General features: G+C 64.9%; 13 protein-coding genes. 6 read left to right on the plus strand and 7 right to left on the minus strand.

Annotated features, from left to right (window positions below; all coding sequences use genetic code 11):
* The first annotated feature begins 15 nt into the window (after nucleotides 1–15).
* Nucleotides 16–1,629, plus strand: coding sequence for a glycoside hydrolase family 43 protein (locus ACT2BZ_RS10440; protein WP_457940900.1), 1,614 nt, complete (start codon nucleotides 16–18; stop codon nucleotides 1,627–1,629).
* 55 nt (nucleotides 1,630–1,684) lie between these two features.
* On the opposite strand, the gene ACT2BZ_RS10445 is transcribed toward ACT2BZ_RS10440, so the two are convergent.
* Nucleotides 1,685–2,698 carry a serine protease gene (locus tag ACT2BZ_RS10445; RefSeq protein ID WP_457941269.1) on the minus strand — a complete coding sequence of 338 codons (1,014 nt, stop codon included), beginning with the start codon at nucleotides 2,696–2,698 and terminating at the stop codon, nucleotides 1,685–1,687.
* 298 nt (nucleotides 2,699–2,996) lie between these two features.
* Here ACT2BZ_RS10445 and ACT2BZ_RS10450 point away from each other — a divergent pair, with 298 nt between their 5' ends.
* From ACT2BZ_RS10450 to ACT2BZ_RS10460, 3 genes are all read left to right on the plus strand, one after another.
* Complete coding sequence (locus ACT2BZ_RS10450) at nucleotides 2,997–4,085, plus strand: trypsin-like serine peptidase (RefSeq protein ID WP_457940901.1); 1,089 nt, start codon at nucleotides 2,997–2,999, stop codon at nucleotides 4,083–4,085.
* Nucleotides 4,086–4,273: 188 nt separating this feature from the next.
* The gene (locus ACT2BZ_RS10455; RefSeq protein WP_457940902.1) at nucleotides 4,274–6,031 is read left to right on the plus strand and encodes an MORN repeat-containing protein; all 1,758 of its coding nucleotides are present in this window, start codon (nucleotides 4,274–4,276) and stop codon (nucleotides 6,029–6,031) included.
* 103 nt (nucleotides 6,032–6,134) lie between these two features.
* The gene (locus ACT2BZ_RS10460; RefSeq protein WP_457940903.1) at nucleotides 6,135–7,928 is read left to right on the plus strand and encodes an MORN repeat-containing protein; all 1,794 of its coding nucleotides are present in this window, start codon (nucleotides 6,135–6,137) and stop codon (nucleotides 7,926–7,928) included.
* A 9-nt stretch (nucleotides 7,929–7,937) separates the two neighbouring features.
* On the opposite strand, the gene amrB is transcribed toward ACT2BZ_RS10460, so the two are convergent.
* From amrB to ACT2BZ_RS10485, 5 genes are all read right to left on the minus strand, one after another.
* Nucleotides 7,938–9,605 carry an AmmeMemoRadiSam system protein B gene (amrB, locus tag ACT2BZ_RS10465; protein WP_457940904.1) on the minus strand — a complete coding sequence of 556 codons (1,668 nt, stop codon included), beginning with the start codon at nucleotides 9,603–9,605 and terminating at the stop codon, nucleotides 7,938–7,940.
* A 65-nt stretch (nucleotides 9,606–9,670) separates the two neighbouring features.
* Nucleotides 9,671–12,721: a WD40 domain-containing protein gene (locus tag ACT2BZ_RS10470; protein ID WP_457940905.1), complete on the minus strand. Its 3,051-nt coding sequence runs from the start codon at nucleotides 12,719–12,721 to the stop codon at nucleotides 9,671–9,673.
* Between the two features lie 4 nt (nucleotides 12,722–12,725).
* Complete coding sequence (locus ACT2BZ_RS10475; protein ID WP_457940906.1) at nucleotides 12,726–13,424, minus strand: DUF4760 domain-containing protein; 699 nt, start codon at nucleotides 13,422–13,424, stop codon at nucleotides 12,726–12,728.
* On the minus strand, nucleotides 13,421–13,798 hold the full coding sequence (locus ACT2BZ_RS10480) for a hypothetical protein (RefSeq protein ID WP_457940907.1): 378 nt from the start codon (nucleotides 13,796–13,798) through the stop codon (nucleotides 13,421–13,423). Before ACT2BZ_RS10480 ends, ACT2BZ_RS10475 begins: the two co-directional genes overlap by 4 nt.
* A gap of 52 nt (nucleotides 13,799–13,850) precedes the next feature.
* Nucleotides 13,851–16,061 carry a caspase family protein gene (locus tag ACT2BZ_RS10485; RefSeq protein WP_457940909.1) on the minus strand — a complete coding sequence of 737 codons (2,211 nt, stop codon included), beginning with the start codon at nucleotides 16,059–16,061 and terminating at the stop codon, nucleotides 13,851–13,853.
* On the opposite strand from ACT2BZ_RS10485, the gene ACT2BZ_RS10490 reads away from it, so the two are divergent.
* Together ACT2BZ_RS10490 and ACT2BZ_RS10495 are read left to right on the plus strand one after the other, a co-directional pair.
* Entirely contained in the window at nucleotides 16,036–16,224 is a 189-nt protein-coding gene (locus ACT2BZ_RS10490; RefSeq protein ID WP_457940910.1) for a hypothetical protein, read from the plus strand. The genes ACT2BZ_RS10485 and ACT2BZ_RS10490 overlap by 26 nt on opposite strands.
* 73 nt (nucleotides 16,225–16,297) lie before the next feature.
* Nucleotides 16,298–16,702 (plus strand): Fur family transcriptional regulator, encoded by a 405-nt coding sequence (locus tag ACT2BZ_RS10495; protein ID WP_457941270.1) that lies wholly within the window; start codon nucleotides 16,298–16,300, stop codon nucleotides 16,700–16,702.
* Here ACT2BZ_RS10495 and ACT2BZ_RS10500 read toward each other — a convergent pair.
* Nucleotides 16,699–17,319: a LysE family translocator gene (locus ACT2BZ_RS10500; RefSeq protein ID WP_457941271.1), complete on the minus strand. Its 621-nt coding sequence runs from the start codon at nucleotides 17,317–17,319 to the stop codon at nucleotides 16,699–16,701. The two genes, ACT2BZ_RS10495 and ACT2BZ_RS10500, sit on opposite strands and share 4 nt — an antisense overlap.
* Nucleotides 17,320–17,325: the final 6 nt, after the last annotated feature.

Here is a 17,325-nt window from a genome sequence, read left to right on the forward strand (position 1 = left end):
GCAAGCGGGGGAACAATGACAGGCATTTCCAACCCGGTGCTGACCGGCTTCAATCCCGACCCGTCAATCTGCCGGGTAGGCTCGGACTACTACATCGCCACCTCGACCTTCGAATGGTATCCGGGCGTCCAGCTTCACCACTCCAGGGACCTTGTGAACTGGCGGATGGTCAAGCGGCCGCTCGAGCGGGCAAGCCAGCTCGACATGCGCGGCAACCCGGATTCAGGCGGCATCTGGGCGCCCTGCCTGTCTCACGCCGACGGGCTGTTCTGGCTGGTTTATACGGACGTGAAGCGGCTCGACGGCAGCTTCAAGGACACGCACAACTACATCGTGACGGCGCCTTCGATCGAGGGTCCCTGGTCGGATCCCGTCTACGTCAATTCGTCGGGGTTCGATCCGTCGCTCTTCCACGACGATGACGGTAGAAAATGGTTCCTCAACATGCTGTGGAACCATGTCTCCAGCGGCGTCGGCGGCCAGCCGAAGCATCCTTCCTTTGCCGGCATTCTTTTGCAGGAATACGATGCGGCGGCGGGCAGGCTAGTCGGCCCGGTAAAGAACATCTTCGCGGGCAGCCCGCACGGCCTGGTCGAGGGGCCGCATCTCTTCAAGCGCAATGGCTGGTACTACCTGACAACTGCCGAGGGCGGCACTGGCTACGGCCATGCGGTGACCATGGCGCGCTCGCGGTCGATCGACGGCCCCTACGAACTCGATCCGGAAACCCATCTGATCACCTCGAAGGATGCGCCCGAAGCAGTGCTTCAGCGCGCCGGGCACGGCCAGATCGTCGAGACGCCGGACGGCGAATTCTACCACACGCATCTCTGTTCGCGGCCGCTGCTGGGCACGCGGCGCTCGCCGCTCGGCCGCGAGACTGCGATCCAGAAAGTCGTCTGGACGGACGATGGCTGGCTGCGGCTGACGCAGGGCGGCAGGGTGCCCGATGTCGAGGTTCCGGCGCCGCAGGGCGCGCAGGCCGAGCCGCAGGACGGTGCAACGCGCTATGATTTCGACGGGCAGGCTCTGCCGCTCGATTTCCAGTGGCTGCGCACGCCTTATCCCGAGCGCATCTTCTCGCTGTCGGAGCGGTCGGGCTTCCTCAGGCTGCATGCGCGGGAATCGCTGGGCAGCTTCTTCGAGCAGGCGCTGGTCGCGCGTCGGCAGCAACATTTTTCGCTGCGCATCGAGACGGAACTCGACTTCCGGCCCGAGACGTTCCAGCAGGCGGCCGGCCTGGTGCACTACTACAACCGGCACAAGCTGCATTTCCTGGCACTGACGCACGACGTCAGACTCGGCCGGGTGCTAATGATCATGAGTTGCCCGGGCGACTGGCCGGATGCGAGGCTCACATTCCCGCTGGAGACGCCGATCCCGCTTCCCGGCAATGAACCCGTCGGGCTGGCGGCCGAGATTGACGGTGCATCGCTGCAGTTCAGCTATCGCAACGGTGACGACTGGAAGCCCGTTGGACCCGTCCTCGACGCCAGCGTCATTTCGGACGAAGGCGGGCGCGGCGAGCATGGCTCCTTCACCGGCGCCTTTGTCGGCATGGCCGCATTCGACACCAGCGGCACGGCGTGCTCCGCCGACTTCGACCATTTTGCCTACCAGCCGTCGTGATTCCAGAATGGCGGATTTCAGCCGCGGGGCAGACGCCCGCGGCTGAAAGAGGTCGTTACATCCCGGTTTTTCCGGCGATCCAGTCCTTGTAGTTGGCGACCCGTGTGTAGACGCCATAGGCATTGGCGTGGCCGCAGGCGGCGGCTGCATCCATCGGGCCTTCGCCCCAGCTGACAATACCGATCTGGACAGCGCCGTCAGGCTTCTCGACAAAGAGCGGGCCGCCGCTGTCGCCGTTGCAGGCGTCACGCACGCCGGTCGTGGTGCCGGCGCAGATCATGTTGTCGGTAAGCCGGTCGCTCATCGTGTCGACGATCGACTTGGTCGCGCTGGTGATACCCGTCTCGGAGTAGAGCATGCGCGGCGCGAAATTGCGCAGGATGAGCTCGAGGTCTCTGGCGTAGATCGCCCGGATGCCCTCGTTGCAGGCCGAGATCGGTTCGAGGTCGAGTTCAGCCTCCATCAGTGTCATCGGGAAGTTGCCGTCGTCCATGCGGCCCCAGCCGGTGACGCGAACCTTGCCCTTGTCGTCGCCTCGCGCCTCGACCAGCTTCACGGTCGGTGCGTCGGCCGGCTCTGCGAGCTTGATCAGCGCGATGTCGTTGTCGAGCGTCGTTTCGTCGTAGCCCTCGTGCCGCACCACCTCGGCGACCATGAAGCGGCTGCCGTCCTCGAGGCTCGTCGCCCCGGTCAGCACGACCATGGTGTCGGGGCTGACCGTCATGCCGCCATCGGTCACGCAATGCGCCGCCGTCAGAACCCATTGCGGTGCGATCAGGCTGCCGCCGCAGAACTGCGCATTGGCCTGCGAGGCAACGCTGTCATCGAGCATGCTGCTGGACAGCAGCGCAACCTGGAAGGGCCATTCGCCGGGATCGGCCTCGTTGCCGCCAAAGACGCGATCGTTCGACCCGTCGTCGGACTTCGCTGCTTCGGCACGCGCCGCGGTGACGCGGCTCATCGGCGACAGTTCCGGCCGCATCTCAGCGCCACTGGCCGGAGCGATGCCGCCCATTCCAGCCGTGACGACGACCAGCGCCGCAGCTGCCAGCGGCAGTTTCGAATTCACAAAAATCAAGTTGACCTCCTGAGACAAACCATTCCGCCGGCGCTCGACCCAAGCCCGGGCGCACCGCATTATCTAAAGCCCCCCACGGGCCAAGAGATAGAAAATTGTCGTTTTCAATCTTGGATTTATTTGGGCAGTGTGTTCTGGTTGACGCAGGGTCGGGTTTTCCGGGGAATCGCGGGTGAACATGGGGCCGATGCCGCCGGGGGGTGGCCGGGCGGGAATCCGCGATGACCAAAATATCGACATGATTCCACTTATCTCATCCGGCCCTTGCTGACTTTGGGAGAGTCTCACTATGAAGAAACTTGCTAAGCTTATTGCATTGTCGACTGTCGTGTCGGCGGGCGTCTGGGCAGCCCCCGCCTTCGCGGAAATGGGTTCCGCCAGCCCGGGGACAGGGGAAGAGTCGCGCGGTTCTCCGGCGACCGATCACCAGCTCCAGGGCGAAACACCGAGTGCTCCGCCGAAGATCGAAGCCGGCGAAGAATCGCGCGCCGCGCCGATGCTCGACGAGGAAAAGGCCGTCGAGGCGTTGACCGTCGTGACGCGGTCGGCGGACGGCAATGTCACGCGCTCGGCACCGAGCGAAGAGGTCCGCGGGCTGGTTCTGAAGGAACTGGGCGCGGAAGAGGGCAAGGGTACCAGCGACATCGAGAAGTCCGAGGACCCAGCTTTCAGCGAAGGCGAAGAGGCCAACAGGCAGGTTTTCGGCACGGACGACCGCGTGCAGGTCGCCAATACCAAGGTTTATCCTTTCAAGGTGTTCGGCTACATAGAGGCCAAGTCGAAGAGTGGCGTAGGCAGCTGCTCGGGTACGTTGATCGGGCCGCGCACCGTGCTGACGGCAGCGCATTGCGTCTACAGCGTCGAGCACCAGGAATGGCTGACCGACGTGCTTTTCGCGCCGGGCCTCAACGGTTTCGGCGATGCTCCCTTCGGAGCGGTTGCCGCGGAATCGATGAGCATCCTTGAAGGCTTCATCACCAACTACCAGGGCTACTATGGCTCGGTCGTGCCGTGGGATCTCGGCATCATCACGCTGTCAGAGCCGATCGGCGACAGCCTCGGCTGGCTCGGCTATGCCAATTACGATGGGCTCGGCGATTTCACCGCCAATATCGTCGGCTATCCCGGCGACAAGGAGCCGCCGGCACTGATGTGGCGCGCGACATGCGAAGTGATGGCCGAGCAGGTCGGCGCGATCAACTTCTCGTATGATTGCGACACCTATCCGGGTTCCAGCGGCAGCTCTGTCTACGCCTACGATTCAGGCTCCAAACAGCGCGTCGTCGTCGGTGTGAACATTGCGGAAAGCCCGTCGGCGAACACCGCTGTGCGCCTGAACGCCAGCTACGTCGCCTGGATCAACAGCCTCTGGAAGTAAGGCTGAATCGGCGCGATCATCAGCGTTTGAAGGGGGCCGGCGACAGCACATGTTGCCGGCTCCCTTTGCTTATCAACATGCTGATTTGACTGGACAAGATCGTCTGCATACCTTTGCGGAAGGCCGGCTTTGGGGGCCGGGAGAAACGGGGTTTGGGCATGCAGTGCAGGATCGGGTTTGTCGCAGTCTTGCTGGCAGGTTTTTTCATCTCGTCGGCATATGCCGAGCGCGCAGCGCCGGACGGCGCGTGGGCCGAGCGCGTTCAGGTCCTCTACGTCAAGGACAAGGGAACGGTGGAGCGCCACGTCGTGCGCGTCTGGGACAGCGAGCCCGAAAAGAACCTCGACTTCGTCTGGGAGCCTGCCGAAGACGGAACGCTCGCCGCCGACGGCACGGTGAACGGCAGGGGCAAGCTCGTCTGGCGCGTGCGCGGCTCGGCGAGCTATGACCCGGATACGATCTACAGCACCTATGTCGGCGGCCTGAAGGACGGGCGGCTCGACGGCCAGGGCCGGCTGCAGTTCCGCTCCGGCGAACTCTTCGAAGGCCATTTCGTTGCCGGCCGGCTGGAGGGCAAGGGCCTGCATGTCGACACGGCAGGCAACCGCTACGAGGGCGGGTTCATCGCCGGCCGCCCGCATGGCGAGGGTCGCCTCGCCGAGACCACGGGCACAATCTACACCGGCTCCTTCGCGAACGGGCTGAAGCACGGCGAGGGAACGTCACAGTTGGCCGGCGGTGCTACCTATGTCTCGCGCTGGACGATGGGTCTCGAGAGTGGCCGACCGGAAGTAGTCGCCGACGCGACGCTGGGCGGGCTGCTGAAGACACAGTCGGGTGGCGATGCCGGCAAGGCCGAGATTGCCGTGGCGATCGAGCCGCGCATGACGCAGCGCGCCAGCGACAGTGGGGTCATGGCCTACCAGCACCTCGTGCAGGACCAGTCGATCGCGATCTACCCCATCGACGATAGGATCAACGGCCTGTGGAACGGCAGCGGCCAGATCTGGACGGACAGCTGGATGTTCGACAACCGGGACTGGGATGCATCCGCCTATGTCGAGGTGGGCGTGCGCACGCGCGATGGCTCCAAGGTGAAGCTGGACCGGCTCGAACTTGCGGTCGACAACAGCGAGGCCTACCGCAAGCCGATGCTGGCGACGATTTCACACCAGGGATGCACGGGCTTTCGCCCGTCTTTCTCGATCAAGAACTACGGCTGGGGCGATGTGCGCGACATGAAGATGACGCTGCAGTTCACGACCGAGAAGGATGACATTCCCAGAAGCCGCGCCTTCTCGCGTGTCGTCGGCTCGTTCGACGAGGGCATCGATGTCGCCATCAAGGACATCTTCGACGAGGTCGGCGTCGAGACGGGGAAGCTGGCGAAGGCCCGCTATACCTGTCCGTCGCGCGAAGCGGTCGATGTTTGCAGAAGTCAGGTCTTCAACGATGCCGGTTTCGGCGACATCGCGGACTACGTGGAGGGAAACGACCAGATCTACACCAATCTGGCGGGGACTCTCGATTATAAATGGGCCGACGACAGCGGCACGGTCTACGACGCCAGCGAGAAGTTCCGCGTCGACATCTCGCTGGCGGTGATCGAATATCCGATCGAGGCGGAATGCGGCGACCTAGCGCCCATGGCGCCTGAAGCGCTGCGCTACCAGGAAGTACACCTGCCGGTCGGCAAAAAGGACTACAGCATTGACATCCCGGTGCGCGGCAACCGCAGCATTTCGAGCTACATCTCACGCATGAAGCTCGGTGCCGAGCCCGCCATGTCGTCGTTCCACCAGTTCAGCGTAGCGGCGCATTTCACAGACGGAAGCATTCGCAAGAGCAAGCCGGTGAACCTCTATTACGTGCAGCCCCGGCTGTCGAAATTCCAGCCGGGCATGGAGCCGCCGGTCTGCACCCTGTCGAGTGTCGGAGGCTGCTAGGGACGACGGACAAGCCTATCCGTTCAACGATTTGACTGAATTCCGACCCCTGTCTACCTTTGCGTAAGGTTGGCTGTGGGGGCCGAAGGTCGGGGGCACTGTCATGAAATTCGGGATTGGGGTTGTAGCTGTCGTTCTGGCTGGCCTGTCGGGCGCGCCGGCAATTGCCGAGAGTGCAACACCGGCCGGCGCATGGGCCGAGCGCGTCCAGGTCATCTACCAGAAGGACGAAGGAACGGTCGTCCGCCGCGCGGTGCGCGTCTGGGACAGCGAACCAGAAAAGAACCTCGACTTCGTCTGGGAACCGGCTGAACCCGACTCGCTTGCTGCAGACGGTAGCGTGACCGGCAAAGGCAAGCTCGTCTGGCGCGTGCGCGGATCGGCGAGCTACGATCCCAACACCATCTACAGCACTTATGTCGGTGAGATGAAGGACGGCCGTCCTGATGGCGAGGGCCGGCTGCAGTTTCGCTCGGGCGAACTGTTCGAGGGCCATTTCGCTGCCGGCCTCCTCAGCGGTAGGGGCGTCCATGTCGATGCCGCGGGCAACCGCTACGAGGGCGAGTTTTCCGAAGGCCGTCCACATGGCGAGGGCCGTCTGGCCGAGACGAACGGCAGCATCTACACAGGCACTTTCGCGCATGGTGTCAGGCATGGCGAAGGCGAGACCAGGCTAGCCGGAGGCGCGACCTACATCTCGCGCTGGACCATGGGGCTGGAGAGCGGCAGGCCGGAGATCTTCGCCGACGCGACGCTTGGCGGGCTCATGAAGGCGCAGTCGGGCGGCGACGCCGGCAGGGTGGAGATATCGGTTGCGATCGAGCCGCGCATGACGCAGCAGGCCAGCGAAAACGACGTCCTCGCCTACCAGCACCTCGTGCGCGAGGAGGACATCGCCGTCTACCCCGTCAACGAGGAGATGAACAATTTCTGGAACGGCACCGGGGTGATCCACGAGAGCGAATGGATGTTCGAAGACCGCGACCTCGATGCGCCAGCCTATGTCGAAGTCGAGATGGGCTCGACCGATGGAAAGCGTGTCGATCTCGACAGGCTGGAGCTGCAGGTCGCCAACAGCGAGGCCTACCGCAAGCCGATGCTGTCAATCGTCCCCCATCGCGGGTGTAACGGCTTCAGACCGTCCTTCTCGATCAAGAACCATGGCTGGGGCGACGTGCGCGACTTGACGATGAACTTCCAGTTCACCGGACAGGACGAGGGCAGCCCGGCGAGCCGCAGTTACAGCCACGCGGTCGGCAGCTTCGACCAGGGAACCGACGTCGGCATCCGCAACATCTTTGACGAGGCTGGCGTTGACACGCGAAAGCTGGAGCAGGGTCGCTTCTCCTGCCAGTCCATCGAGGCCATAAACGTCTGCCGTAGCCAGGTCTTCAACGAGGTCGGTTTCGGCGAGCTTGCCGACTTTGTGTCGGGAGACCAGTTCCTGACGACGACGGCTGTGGGCACCTTCGATTACAGCTGGGCCGACGATGCCGGCAATGTCTATCCGGCATCGGAGCAGTTCCGCGCCGAGTTCTCGCTGGCGGTGATCGAGACCCCGAACCAGGCCGAGTGCGGCGCAGGTTATAACCAGGCGCCGGAAGCGTTGCGCTACCAGGACGTGAACTTTCCCGTCGGCAAGCAGAACTACACCATTGAGTTGCCGGTGCGGGGAAACAGGAAGCTCACGCGACACGTGGCACGTCTGAAACTTGCGGCCGAACCGCGAATGTCGTCGTTCCACCAGTTCAGCGTTGCCGCGACATTCGCCGACGGCAGCGTGCGAAAGAGCAAGCCGGTCAGCTTCTTCTTCATGCGGCCGCGAGATTCCAATTTTCAGCCCGGCATGGAGCCTCCTGTCTGCACCCTGTCGGACGACGCCATTCCCGGTTGCTGAGGCGCTCGCCTAGCCCGGCGTGTCGTAGAAAGCTGGGAGCGGGATGAGCCGCGCAAAGAAGGTCCCCTGCTCGAAGACACGGATCTCGAGCAGCGAACCGGACGACCGCTCGGCGGTCTGGTCGAACAGGAAGTTGCCGAGCGAATAGAGTTCCAGCGTGTCGCCGCCGCCGAGCGCGTTGAGCGAACCGCTTGCGACATGCGGGTGGGCGCCAACGATGGCCGAGACGGCGCGCAGCCGCATCTCGTCGGTGAGCATTCTTTCGCGAGGACCTGGCGCGGCGACGTACTCGCTGCCCCAGTGGACGAAGGCGACGACGGGCCTCAGAGCATCGGGCCGCACCAGGCGGTCAAGCAGCGGGGGGTCGATCAGGTCGAGCGCGTCGGTGCCGTTCCTGCCGATGTCGGTCAGGCCGACGATGTCGAGGCGGGGCAGTTCCAGCGCCTCGCCCTGGCCGAAAGCGGAAATGCCAGCCTGCTTCAGCGCTCCGAGCGTCTCTGCATAGCCCGCGTCGCCAAGGTCCATGGAATGGTTGTTGGCAAGGCCGACGCCAGCGACGTTCAACCGCTTCAGCCAGTCGACGGCAAGCTCCGCCGGCATGCCGAGCGTCATGTGCTCGAGCGCCTCCGGCACGTTGGGCAAGAGTACGCCCTCGAGATTGACGACCAGCGGCCGCGACTTCGTCAGCGCCAGAATTTCGTTCTCCACACTTTCGCTGTGGCGCTCGTCGAGCAGGAAGCGCGTCATGGCGCGGCCGAACATGGTGTCGCCTGCGAGGTAGTAGAAGCGTTCCTTGCCCTCGGCCGGATTGTTGAAGCCCGGGCCGAAACGACCGAACAGGATGACCAGGTAACTCGTCGTCTCCTCGATATGGCCGGCCGAATATTGCTGCATGTTTTCGTTGGCGACGACCAGGGGCGCCGCGCCGAACAAGCGGCGCTGCAATGCCGTCTGGATGTAGAGCGCGCCGGCGGAGTCGGCGTGGTCCGGCTGGCGCAGGCCGGCAATCGCGTCGAGCGAGCCCGACGCGATTATATTCAGCGTCTGCTGGTCGAAGCGGCGTGCCTCGTGGTGCGGCAGGTAGTGCGAGAAGTCGGTCGACTGGACGATCAGCGTTTCGCCGTCGACGAGCGGCGCCAGCGTCTCGGCCATGCGCTCCCAGTCGGCGCGGCGGGTCTTGATCGAGATGGCGACGGGGATGACCGACGCCTCCGGGAAATAATGGTGCAGGAAGGGCAGCAGCGCGCGCACGCCGTGCTCCTTGTCGAACAGGCAGGACTCCTCGATAAAGTCCCTGCCATCGAGCAACTGTCTCACCGCCGCGGCGTCGGTAGCGACGCGGCCCGTCGCGGTGTCAAAGCCATGTGTTGTGGTGGCGAAGGGTTTGCCCGACCGGAAGAAGTGGTCCGGTGCGAGCAGGATGATGCGCTTGTAGCGGAAGCCGGATGCGGCGCGAAAGCCTAGAGCGACGAGGTGGCTGGCCAGCAGATGATGCGGCGAAGTGATGCCGGTGAGACGCTCGTTGGAGGGTTCGTAGGAGGCGATCTCGGCGATTGCCTTGTCGAACAACGACCGGTCACTGTAGAGGCGCGGGTAATCACCGCCGGCTGGCGGGCATGCAGGCTCGGCAGCCCGGCTGCCGACGCCGAGCGAGACCAGCACTGCCAGTGCTGCCATCAGCGCCGGGAGCCGCCTGGCTGCTGCAAGTCCGAGCCGTTTGAGCACCGGAGAAATTTGCCGGCTCACGGCTTTGCCATCAGCAGGTTCTCGACGCCGCCGGCGTAGTAGAAGGGCTTCTGCCGGGAATCGGTCAGGGTCGCCACCTCGCGCCCGACATAGTCGGCGAGGCCGAACAGCGTGACGCCGTCCTCCGAGGTCTTTGCCTCGCCCTCCAGTCCCTTGAGCAGCGTGTAGGTGAAGACGCCGTGGCCGAGCTCGGCCATTTCGAGCGCCGTGTTGTTGGCAGCTGTCGCCGAGAAGACGACGATGCGGGCGTCTGCAGCGTCCTTTTCGAGGCGAGGGTTGAAGGCGTTGCCGGCATGGCAGGTGTCGAGCATCATGAAGCGCACGCCCTCGGCGCGCTCCACCGCCTTCTGGATGTCGGACCACTCCACGAGCGAAGACCGTTTCCAGCGATCGGCATCCTGCTTCCGCCCGTCCGTCGGGATGAAGTAGTAGTCCTCGCCGATGTTGATGCCGTGGCCGGCAACGAAGACGATGGTCGTGTCGTCCGGTCCCGGCAGGTCGAGGAAGTCGGTCAGTTCGTCGCTGATCGTGTCGGCGTCGGGTTCCAGAACGTCGTCGAGAGCGGCGAGGCGGACAGCACCTTCCGAGGTTTCCTCGAGCGAATCCTGGTTGACGATGACCAGCGATTCCATGCCGGTGAAGAGCGGCGCGGAGTTGCGCTCCAGAACGTGTAGGAGCGCGGTGGCGTCGTCGACCGTGTAGCTGAGATCGCAGGGCCGCCCGCTGCACTCTTCCTTCAGGAACGGGTACTTCTCGACGCCGATGACCACGGCGTAGAGCTTGCCCTTCCTTTCGGCTGCGCGCTTCTTCTTGCCGAGCGCGGCCACGCTGCGCTCGGTCAGGTAACCGGCGGCATTGGTGCCAGTGATGCGGATCTCGTTCTGGCCTTCCTGGATCGGCACCTCGATGATCGTCGTCTTGCCGCCACCGTTCACCGAGCGGGAGGTCAGGTCGCCGACATTGCGGCTGTTGGACAGGATCGAGAAGGTGGCGACGTCGGTCTCGGCTTCCTCGGCGCCGATGATCTCGATCGCCACATAGCCGTCGCGCACGCCCGACTGGTCTGCGGCGAGCTTGATGTCGAACTCGGGCGGCCTGCGCTCGAGCAGGCGCTCCAGCTGCCGCTCCGCGCCCGGGCGCATCTCGGCGACAGCCGCGCTCGAACTCTTCAGGATGATGGCGCGGCGCACCATTTCGGGGCTCCACAGGAAGGTCTTCAATTGCCCGGCGCGGACGAAGCGGCCTTCCTTGTCCTGGCCCTGATTGACCTGCCAGCCGAAGCGCTCGTCGCCATTGTCGGAAGCGTAGTAGTAGCCCTGCGGCATCCAGGCGACCCAGTCGGTGTCGTCGGCGTAGATCGAGACGATCAGTTCGCGCGTCCGGAGGTTCCAGAGCCGCAGCGTCTGGTCGGCGCTGCCGGTGACCAGCAGACCCGCCCTGTCGAGCGCGGCCATGGCGTGGATCTCGCCTGTATGCCCGCCGCGGAATTCGCCGGCGAAGTCGCCACTCTCCGCACCGTACTCGATCAGCGTGCCGTCATTGCCGCCGGTGACCAGGTTGGCCCCGCTGTCGAAGAGCGTGAAGGCGCTGTGCAGGTAGCCATTGGTGGCGTCGTTTTCGATGCGGTGCTGCATTTCGCCGGCCCGCGCGATTTCGAGGATCGCGTTGTCGAGGTCGTAGCTGCCGCCAGCCGCCGCCTTCAGCGCCCAGTCGCCGGTGGCGAGGACGGCGCGGCGGTAGCGTTCCGCGCCCCCGGCAAGCGGCTCGGGCTGTTCGAAGTATCGCTCCAGCGACGGCAGGCCGAGCCGCATGGAGAGCTCTCCGAGCGCCTCGGGGCAGGCATTGCGATCCGGGCAGGGATCGACATTGCCCCACGCGATCTCGAGCGTCTTCGGGTCGGCACCGACCGCCATCACCGGCTGGCCGCGACCCTGCAAGGCGCGCGTCATCTCGCCGGTCAGCGGGTTCCAGAGCTGGATCACGTGGCGGGTGCCGCCCGCGGTAACGACGGTGCCGCCGTCGGGCGATACGGTGCTTGCCGAGACCGTGCCGTCATGGCCGCGATAGTCGAGCACGGGCGCGTCGCCGTCGATCGGCCAGACCTGCGACCGGTGTTCGTCGCGGCAACCATAGCCGCAGGACAGCACGATGCGGTCGCCCGTGCCGGTGAAGGAGAGCGCGCCGACGAGATAGTCCTGTGGAGGCAGTGCGTGGACAAGCGTGCCGTCATCCGCGCGGCGGATTTCGACTTCGCCGTTCGCCGTGCCGACTGCAAACAGCGCGCCGTCGCTGGAAACCGCAAGCGACACGACGCTGGTGTCGCGCAGCGGCTCGGCATCTTCCGGCAATTCGATCTCTGCCTGCGTTGCCATGTCGAAGAGGCGGATGCCGTTGTCGGTCGTCGTGGCGACGAGGCGGTTGCCTCCAGCGGCAAAGCCTACTTGGCTGATGCGGTAGGAATCGGCGTCGAGCGCGGCGAAATCGGACCAGCCGGATTCGCCAGCCGCATCCTGGCGCCACAGCTTGACGATGCCGTCCTGGCCGCCAGCAGCGATCACCGTTCCGTCGGGCGAGAAGGCGACGTCGTAGTTGGCGTAGTCGAGACCCTTCAGAACGGCCTTGATCTTGCCGGTAGCGAGATCGAACAGTCGGACGTCGCCATAGGGCGGGCTATCGCCGAGACCCGGACCGAAATAGCCGACGGCGGCGACGGTCTTGCCGTCAGGCGAGATGGCGATGCCGAATATCTTGCCCTCGTTGCCGGGGCCGATCTTGCCGCGCAAGGTACGCAGCGACAAGCCAGTCTGCCAGTCCCAGATGCGTATGGTCTTGTCGTCGGAAGCCGAGACAAGCAGTTCGCCGTCGGGCGTGAAAGCGAGGTCCTTGACGAAGGCGCGGTGGCCGCCGGTGTCTAGGTCAAGGAAGAACTGCGGCGCCTCCTGCGCCAGGGCGGGGTGCACTATGGCCATGCAGCCAGCGAGGGCGGCCGCTGCGACTAGGCCGATGAACCGGCGGATGGTGGAACGGCGTCTCGGGGCAGAAGTCATGGCGCTACTCCGGCCGGGCGGGCGCGGCGCCCGAACCCTTGAGATACTGCTCGATCGGCAGCGCGTAGGTCGGCGAGAAGGCCTTGCGTTGTCTGGCAACATAGCCGGAGAAATAGCTCCAGAAGGATTGCGCAAAATCGCGGAAATAGGCGTCGGCCACCTCGCGCGAGCAGAGTCCGCCCTCGACGCAGAAGGACACCCGGTTGAGGAAATAGACGATGCGGTCGAACTGGTCCTGGAAGTCGGCGAGCGGCATGGTGCCGCCATCCGCCGTCAGCGCCTCCATGCCGATGCGGCTGGCATAGACCGCCTGCTCCGAGGCGGTCGGGTTTTCCCCGACCAGGCTGGCATAGCGTTCGTTGAGCGAGCCGATGCGCAGCTTCAGCGCCCGCTGCGCCGCCTGGTAGTCGGGCTGCTCCCAGAGCTCGACGAGTTCGAGCGCGCGCTCGACGCGCTTTTCCTCGCGGGCGGCAAGATACTGGTAGACCGAGAAGATGGCGCCGAGCACCAGCGTGAGGCGGATGACCAGGCCGGACCAGGCATAGACCAGCATGCGCCAGTCCCGCTCTGTGAAGGGGTTGGACTCCTTCTTTACCTCATGCGCGCTGAGCCACGGCATGGCGCCGGCTGTCTCGGGGAGTGCGGCGGGCTTGTTCTCCGGCGCAGGCGCGGCCTTGCCGACGACTGTCTTCGCCTTGCTCATTCGCAACTGTCCAGCTCGATCGTCGCGGTCGGGTCGAGCGCCAGGTCGGGTTGCTCGAGCTTCGCCTTGAGGCAGCCGAGCTGTTCGGGCGTCAGGATGAATTCGACGTCTGGCTCCAGCGGGCCGGAGCCCGGCAGGCGCAGGGCATCCACGATGCCGCGCGACTGCTCGCAGGCGCTGAGATCGACGACCACGGCGCCCTCGGTCTTGCCGGCAAGCGAGGGATAAGCCTCGAGGAAACAAGCGGCCAGCGCCGAGTTGGTCACCACTTTCTGGTCGCACAGGCCGCAGGGCTCCGTGGCGCCGGTGGCGGAGGCGGACATGAGCGCGCCAAGCAGGGCAACGCCGCGGTGCAATCTTGTCAGTCTGGTCACGGAACCACCTTTTCGGCAGGGACTGGCATTGTCGGGCAGGGCACGAGCCGTGTCAAAGCCGCGGCGTCGTCTCCATCGGGAAGATCATCACTGCCCCCTTGGCACCGCTCTTGTCGCCGAGCTTCATGACGGAGCGCGTCGAGGGTGCCGCGCCGATGTCAGCCAGCATGTCCGCGAAGCCGACCGGTGCGTTGATGTCACGGGTGACTTTGGCGACCCCCGGCTGGGCGAGGAACGAAAGATCCTCGATCTCGCTAAGCGGCGGCGCCTCGGTCAGCACGGCAATCATCCGCTCACGCCCGAAACTCGTGTCGGTGAAGGCGAACAGCCCCTCCTCGATGCGCGCACCGGGCACCAGGCGCTGGGCGTCGATATGGGTGATCGAGTAGTCGCTGCCGACGTAGAGAATGTTGATGTCGACGAGTTTGGTCGACTTGTTCTCGGCGAGGATGTGCACCTCGTCGTCGGGCATCAGCACAGGCACTGAGGCGGTCTCGAGCGGTTGCATCTCGTCGGCGCCGTCGCGCCGGATCATGAACTGAACGTTGACCTGGTCGGGCTTGTAGTCGCTGGCTGCCGCAAGCCGCGACAGGCTGGTGGCGCGGAAGATCTTGAGCAGATTGTCGGCCGTGCCCTTGGCGAGCCTGTCCGGGTCGGAGGGATCGATCGCCACCAGAGGCGGGTGTTCGCCGGTCGCGGTGCCGGCGTCGCCGGAGGATGGCAGGAAGTAGAGCGCCGGGCCGGCGACGTTCGCGGATTTCGCGCCGGGAAAAGCGTCGCCGCGCATCACGGCGAGCCGAACGTCAGCCTCCGCGCCGGGATCGACGATCTCGACATTGACGCCCCTGCCGTCGGTGGCGAGCTTTTCGAGCGCGCCGTCGACGAGGTCCACTTCGGCGTCGAACCCGTCGCCACCGGCAGGGCGCGCCACCTTGAGCCGATAGTCGACAGCCAGCTCGACGAGCCGCGCATAGGCGTTGGCGGGCATCGCGGCAAGGTCGAGCGCAGGCTTGCCCTCGAAGGCGACCGGCACGACCGTGCTCGTCAGGTTCTTTGCCGACTTCACCTCGAGGTAGCCGAGCGTCTCGGACAGTTCCGAAGCAGGCGAAGGAAGCACCGCCAGTTTCGTTCCGGGCGTCAGGCGATGCAGTAGGCCGGCCGGCAGGCCTGCCTTGCCGTCCTTGGCCTCGACCTGCCATTGCATGACGGTGTCGATCTTTTCCGAACCGAAGACGCGCGCATCGAGTTCGCCCTCGAAGAGCGGGGTGGGTCGCTGCCTTGCATCGGCGGAGTATTGCTGCAGTACGGCGTGGCCGAGCTGGCGGTAGGTCATGTTGGGGTTCTCCGCCAGCTTGGAGAAGATCGTGTAGGTGAAGAGCCCGTAGCTCTCCGCGCCTGGCGTTCCCTTGGGCAGCGGCATTTCCGGCGTCGTCTCGATGGTCTGGGCCGCGAAGAAGGCGACCATGCCGCCCTTGGCGATCGACTGCGCGCCGGTGGCGCTCTGGTCGGCGCCGGCGTCGATGCCGCGGCTAGAGGTTCCAAGCTCGAAGGCAGCCTCGCGGCGCGCGGCTTCGACCTCCTGTGGCGTCGCCGCTGCCTCGGCCATCGCAGCCTGCACGGCCGAGTCGGGAATGCCGAGATCGTCGAACTCGACCTTGCGGTCGTGCTCGCCGGCCGGCGCGATATCGCGTGTGGCGTCTCCCGAGTGGCAGGCATCGAAGATGATCCAGACGAAGGCGCCCTTGTCGCGGATCGCATCGAGAGCGGCACCGATCTCGTTGTCCATCAGCGCATTGGGGACGCCTTTTGTCCGGTCGGCCCATTTCGCCGTGTCGGCCGGCAGGAATATCTCGTCGAGACCGTCGGTCTCGCTACCGGGCTCAAGCGCCGGCTGCTGCGCGCCATGGCCGGAAAAATGCAGGTAGACGAAGTCATCGCGCTCGGCGCCCTCAGCGACCGCCTTCAGCGCATCGAGAATGTGCTCGTGGGTCGGCGAGGCGGCTGCGCCGTCAAGATTGTCGGCGAGCAACGTCACATTGGCTTCGTCGAAGGCGACAGGTGCGCTTGACAGAAGGTAGTCGCGCACCAGTTTCGCATCGTGGTTGGGTCCGACAAGTGAAGCCTTCGGCGGGAGCCCGGGATAGGCGGTGACGGCGACCAGCACCGCGTGGTTCGTCCGCGCCATGGCCGGCGCGGCCAGCATCGTACCGGCAGCCACCATCGTCGTGGCGGCCAGCATGCCGACCCGCAAAAACTTCAACATATTGCTATTCTCCCAAGCCCTTTTTGTCCCAAGCACTGCAATCGTCCCCCAAGAATTGGGCAGTATTTTGAATGTTGTGGCCGCGATCAAGCCGAAACCGGCCGCGAACGCATTTGCATCGGGCAGCTTCCGCAATATCCTGCTGCCGGCCGCGGTGGAATAAAGCCGCGCCGATCGCCATATCAGGCTTGCCGGCCGCGAACGCGACTGGCTGGAAATCGGAGTGGAGTGGAATGCTGGCGACACGCGAGAAGCTGACCAAGAACCAGTTGCGCGTGCTGGAAAGGCTGGAGGGCGCTGTCGGTCCGCTGAGCGCCTATACGCTGCTCGACCAGTTGCGCGACGACGGTTTCCGCGCGCCGCTGCAGGTCTACCGCGCGCTAGACACGCTGATGAAGGGCGGCTTCGTGCATCGTCTGGAAAGCCTCAACGCCTTTGTCGCTTGCGCCGAGCCGCACGACCACAGCCACCGCATGACGGCTTTCGCGATCTGCGACATCTGCGGCCAGGTTACGGAATTCTCGGACCACGAGGTCGGCGAGCAGCTCGACGAGTGGGTCGGCTCGACCGGTTTCGCGGCCAAGAAGGCGGTTATTGAGTTTCGCGGCACCTGCGCCAAGTGCCTTGCCGAGGCGGCCTAGCGGGCGGTTGACCAGCCGAACCACAGGGCGACGCCGGCGAGCAGCGCCGACAGGGTCCGGCGCGCCACCGTCTCGCGGCGGGGCTCGTTGAGGAGTGGCTCCAACGATCCGGCAAGCACGACGATCGCAACATGGATGACCGTCGCTACGGCCACATAGACGGCGCTCAGGGTCAGCGTCTGCGGGATGATCGGCTGATCGAGCTCGACGAAGGTCGGCAGCACGGCGACGTAAAAGACGGCAGCCTTGGGATTGAGCAGGTTGGTGACGAGGCCGCGCAGGAAATAGCTTCCGTGCGACACGCTTCCGCTCGAGACGACATTGGTTTTCGCCGTCCAGCCTTCCCAGGCGAGATAGAGAAGGAACAGGACGCCGGCCCAGCGCAGCCCCTCGTAGAGCAGCGTCGAGGCCTGAATGAGTTCTCCGACGCCGAGTGCAGCAATGACGCCGACCAAGGCCAGCCCGAGTGCAACGCCGGCGACGGTGGCAAAACCGAAGCGCCGTCCATGGCCGGCCGCGACCAGCGCCAGATAGGTCATGTTCGGTCCGGGGGTCAGCTCGATGAGCGTGCTGGCCACGGCGAAAGATAGGAGCGTGGCCGGCGCAACCGAGAAGATGTCCGC

Source organism: Mesorhizobium sp. 10J20-29, from assembly GCF_054130485.1.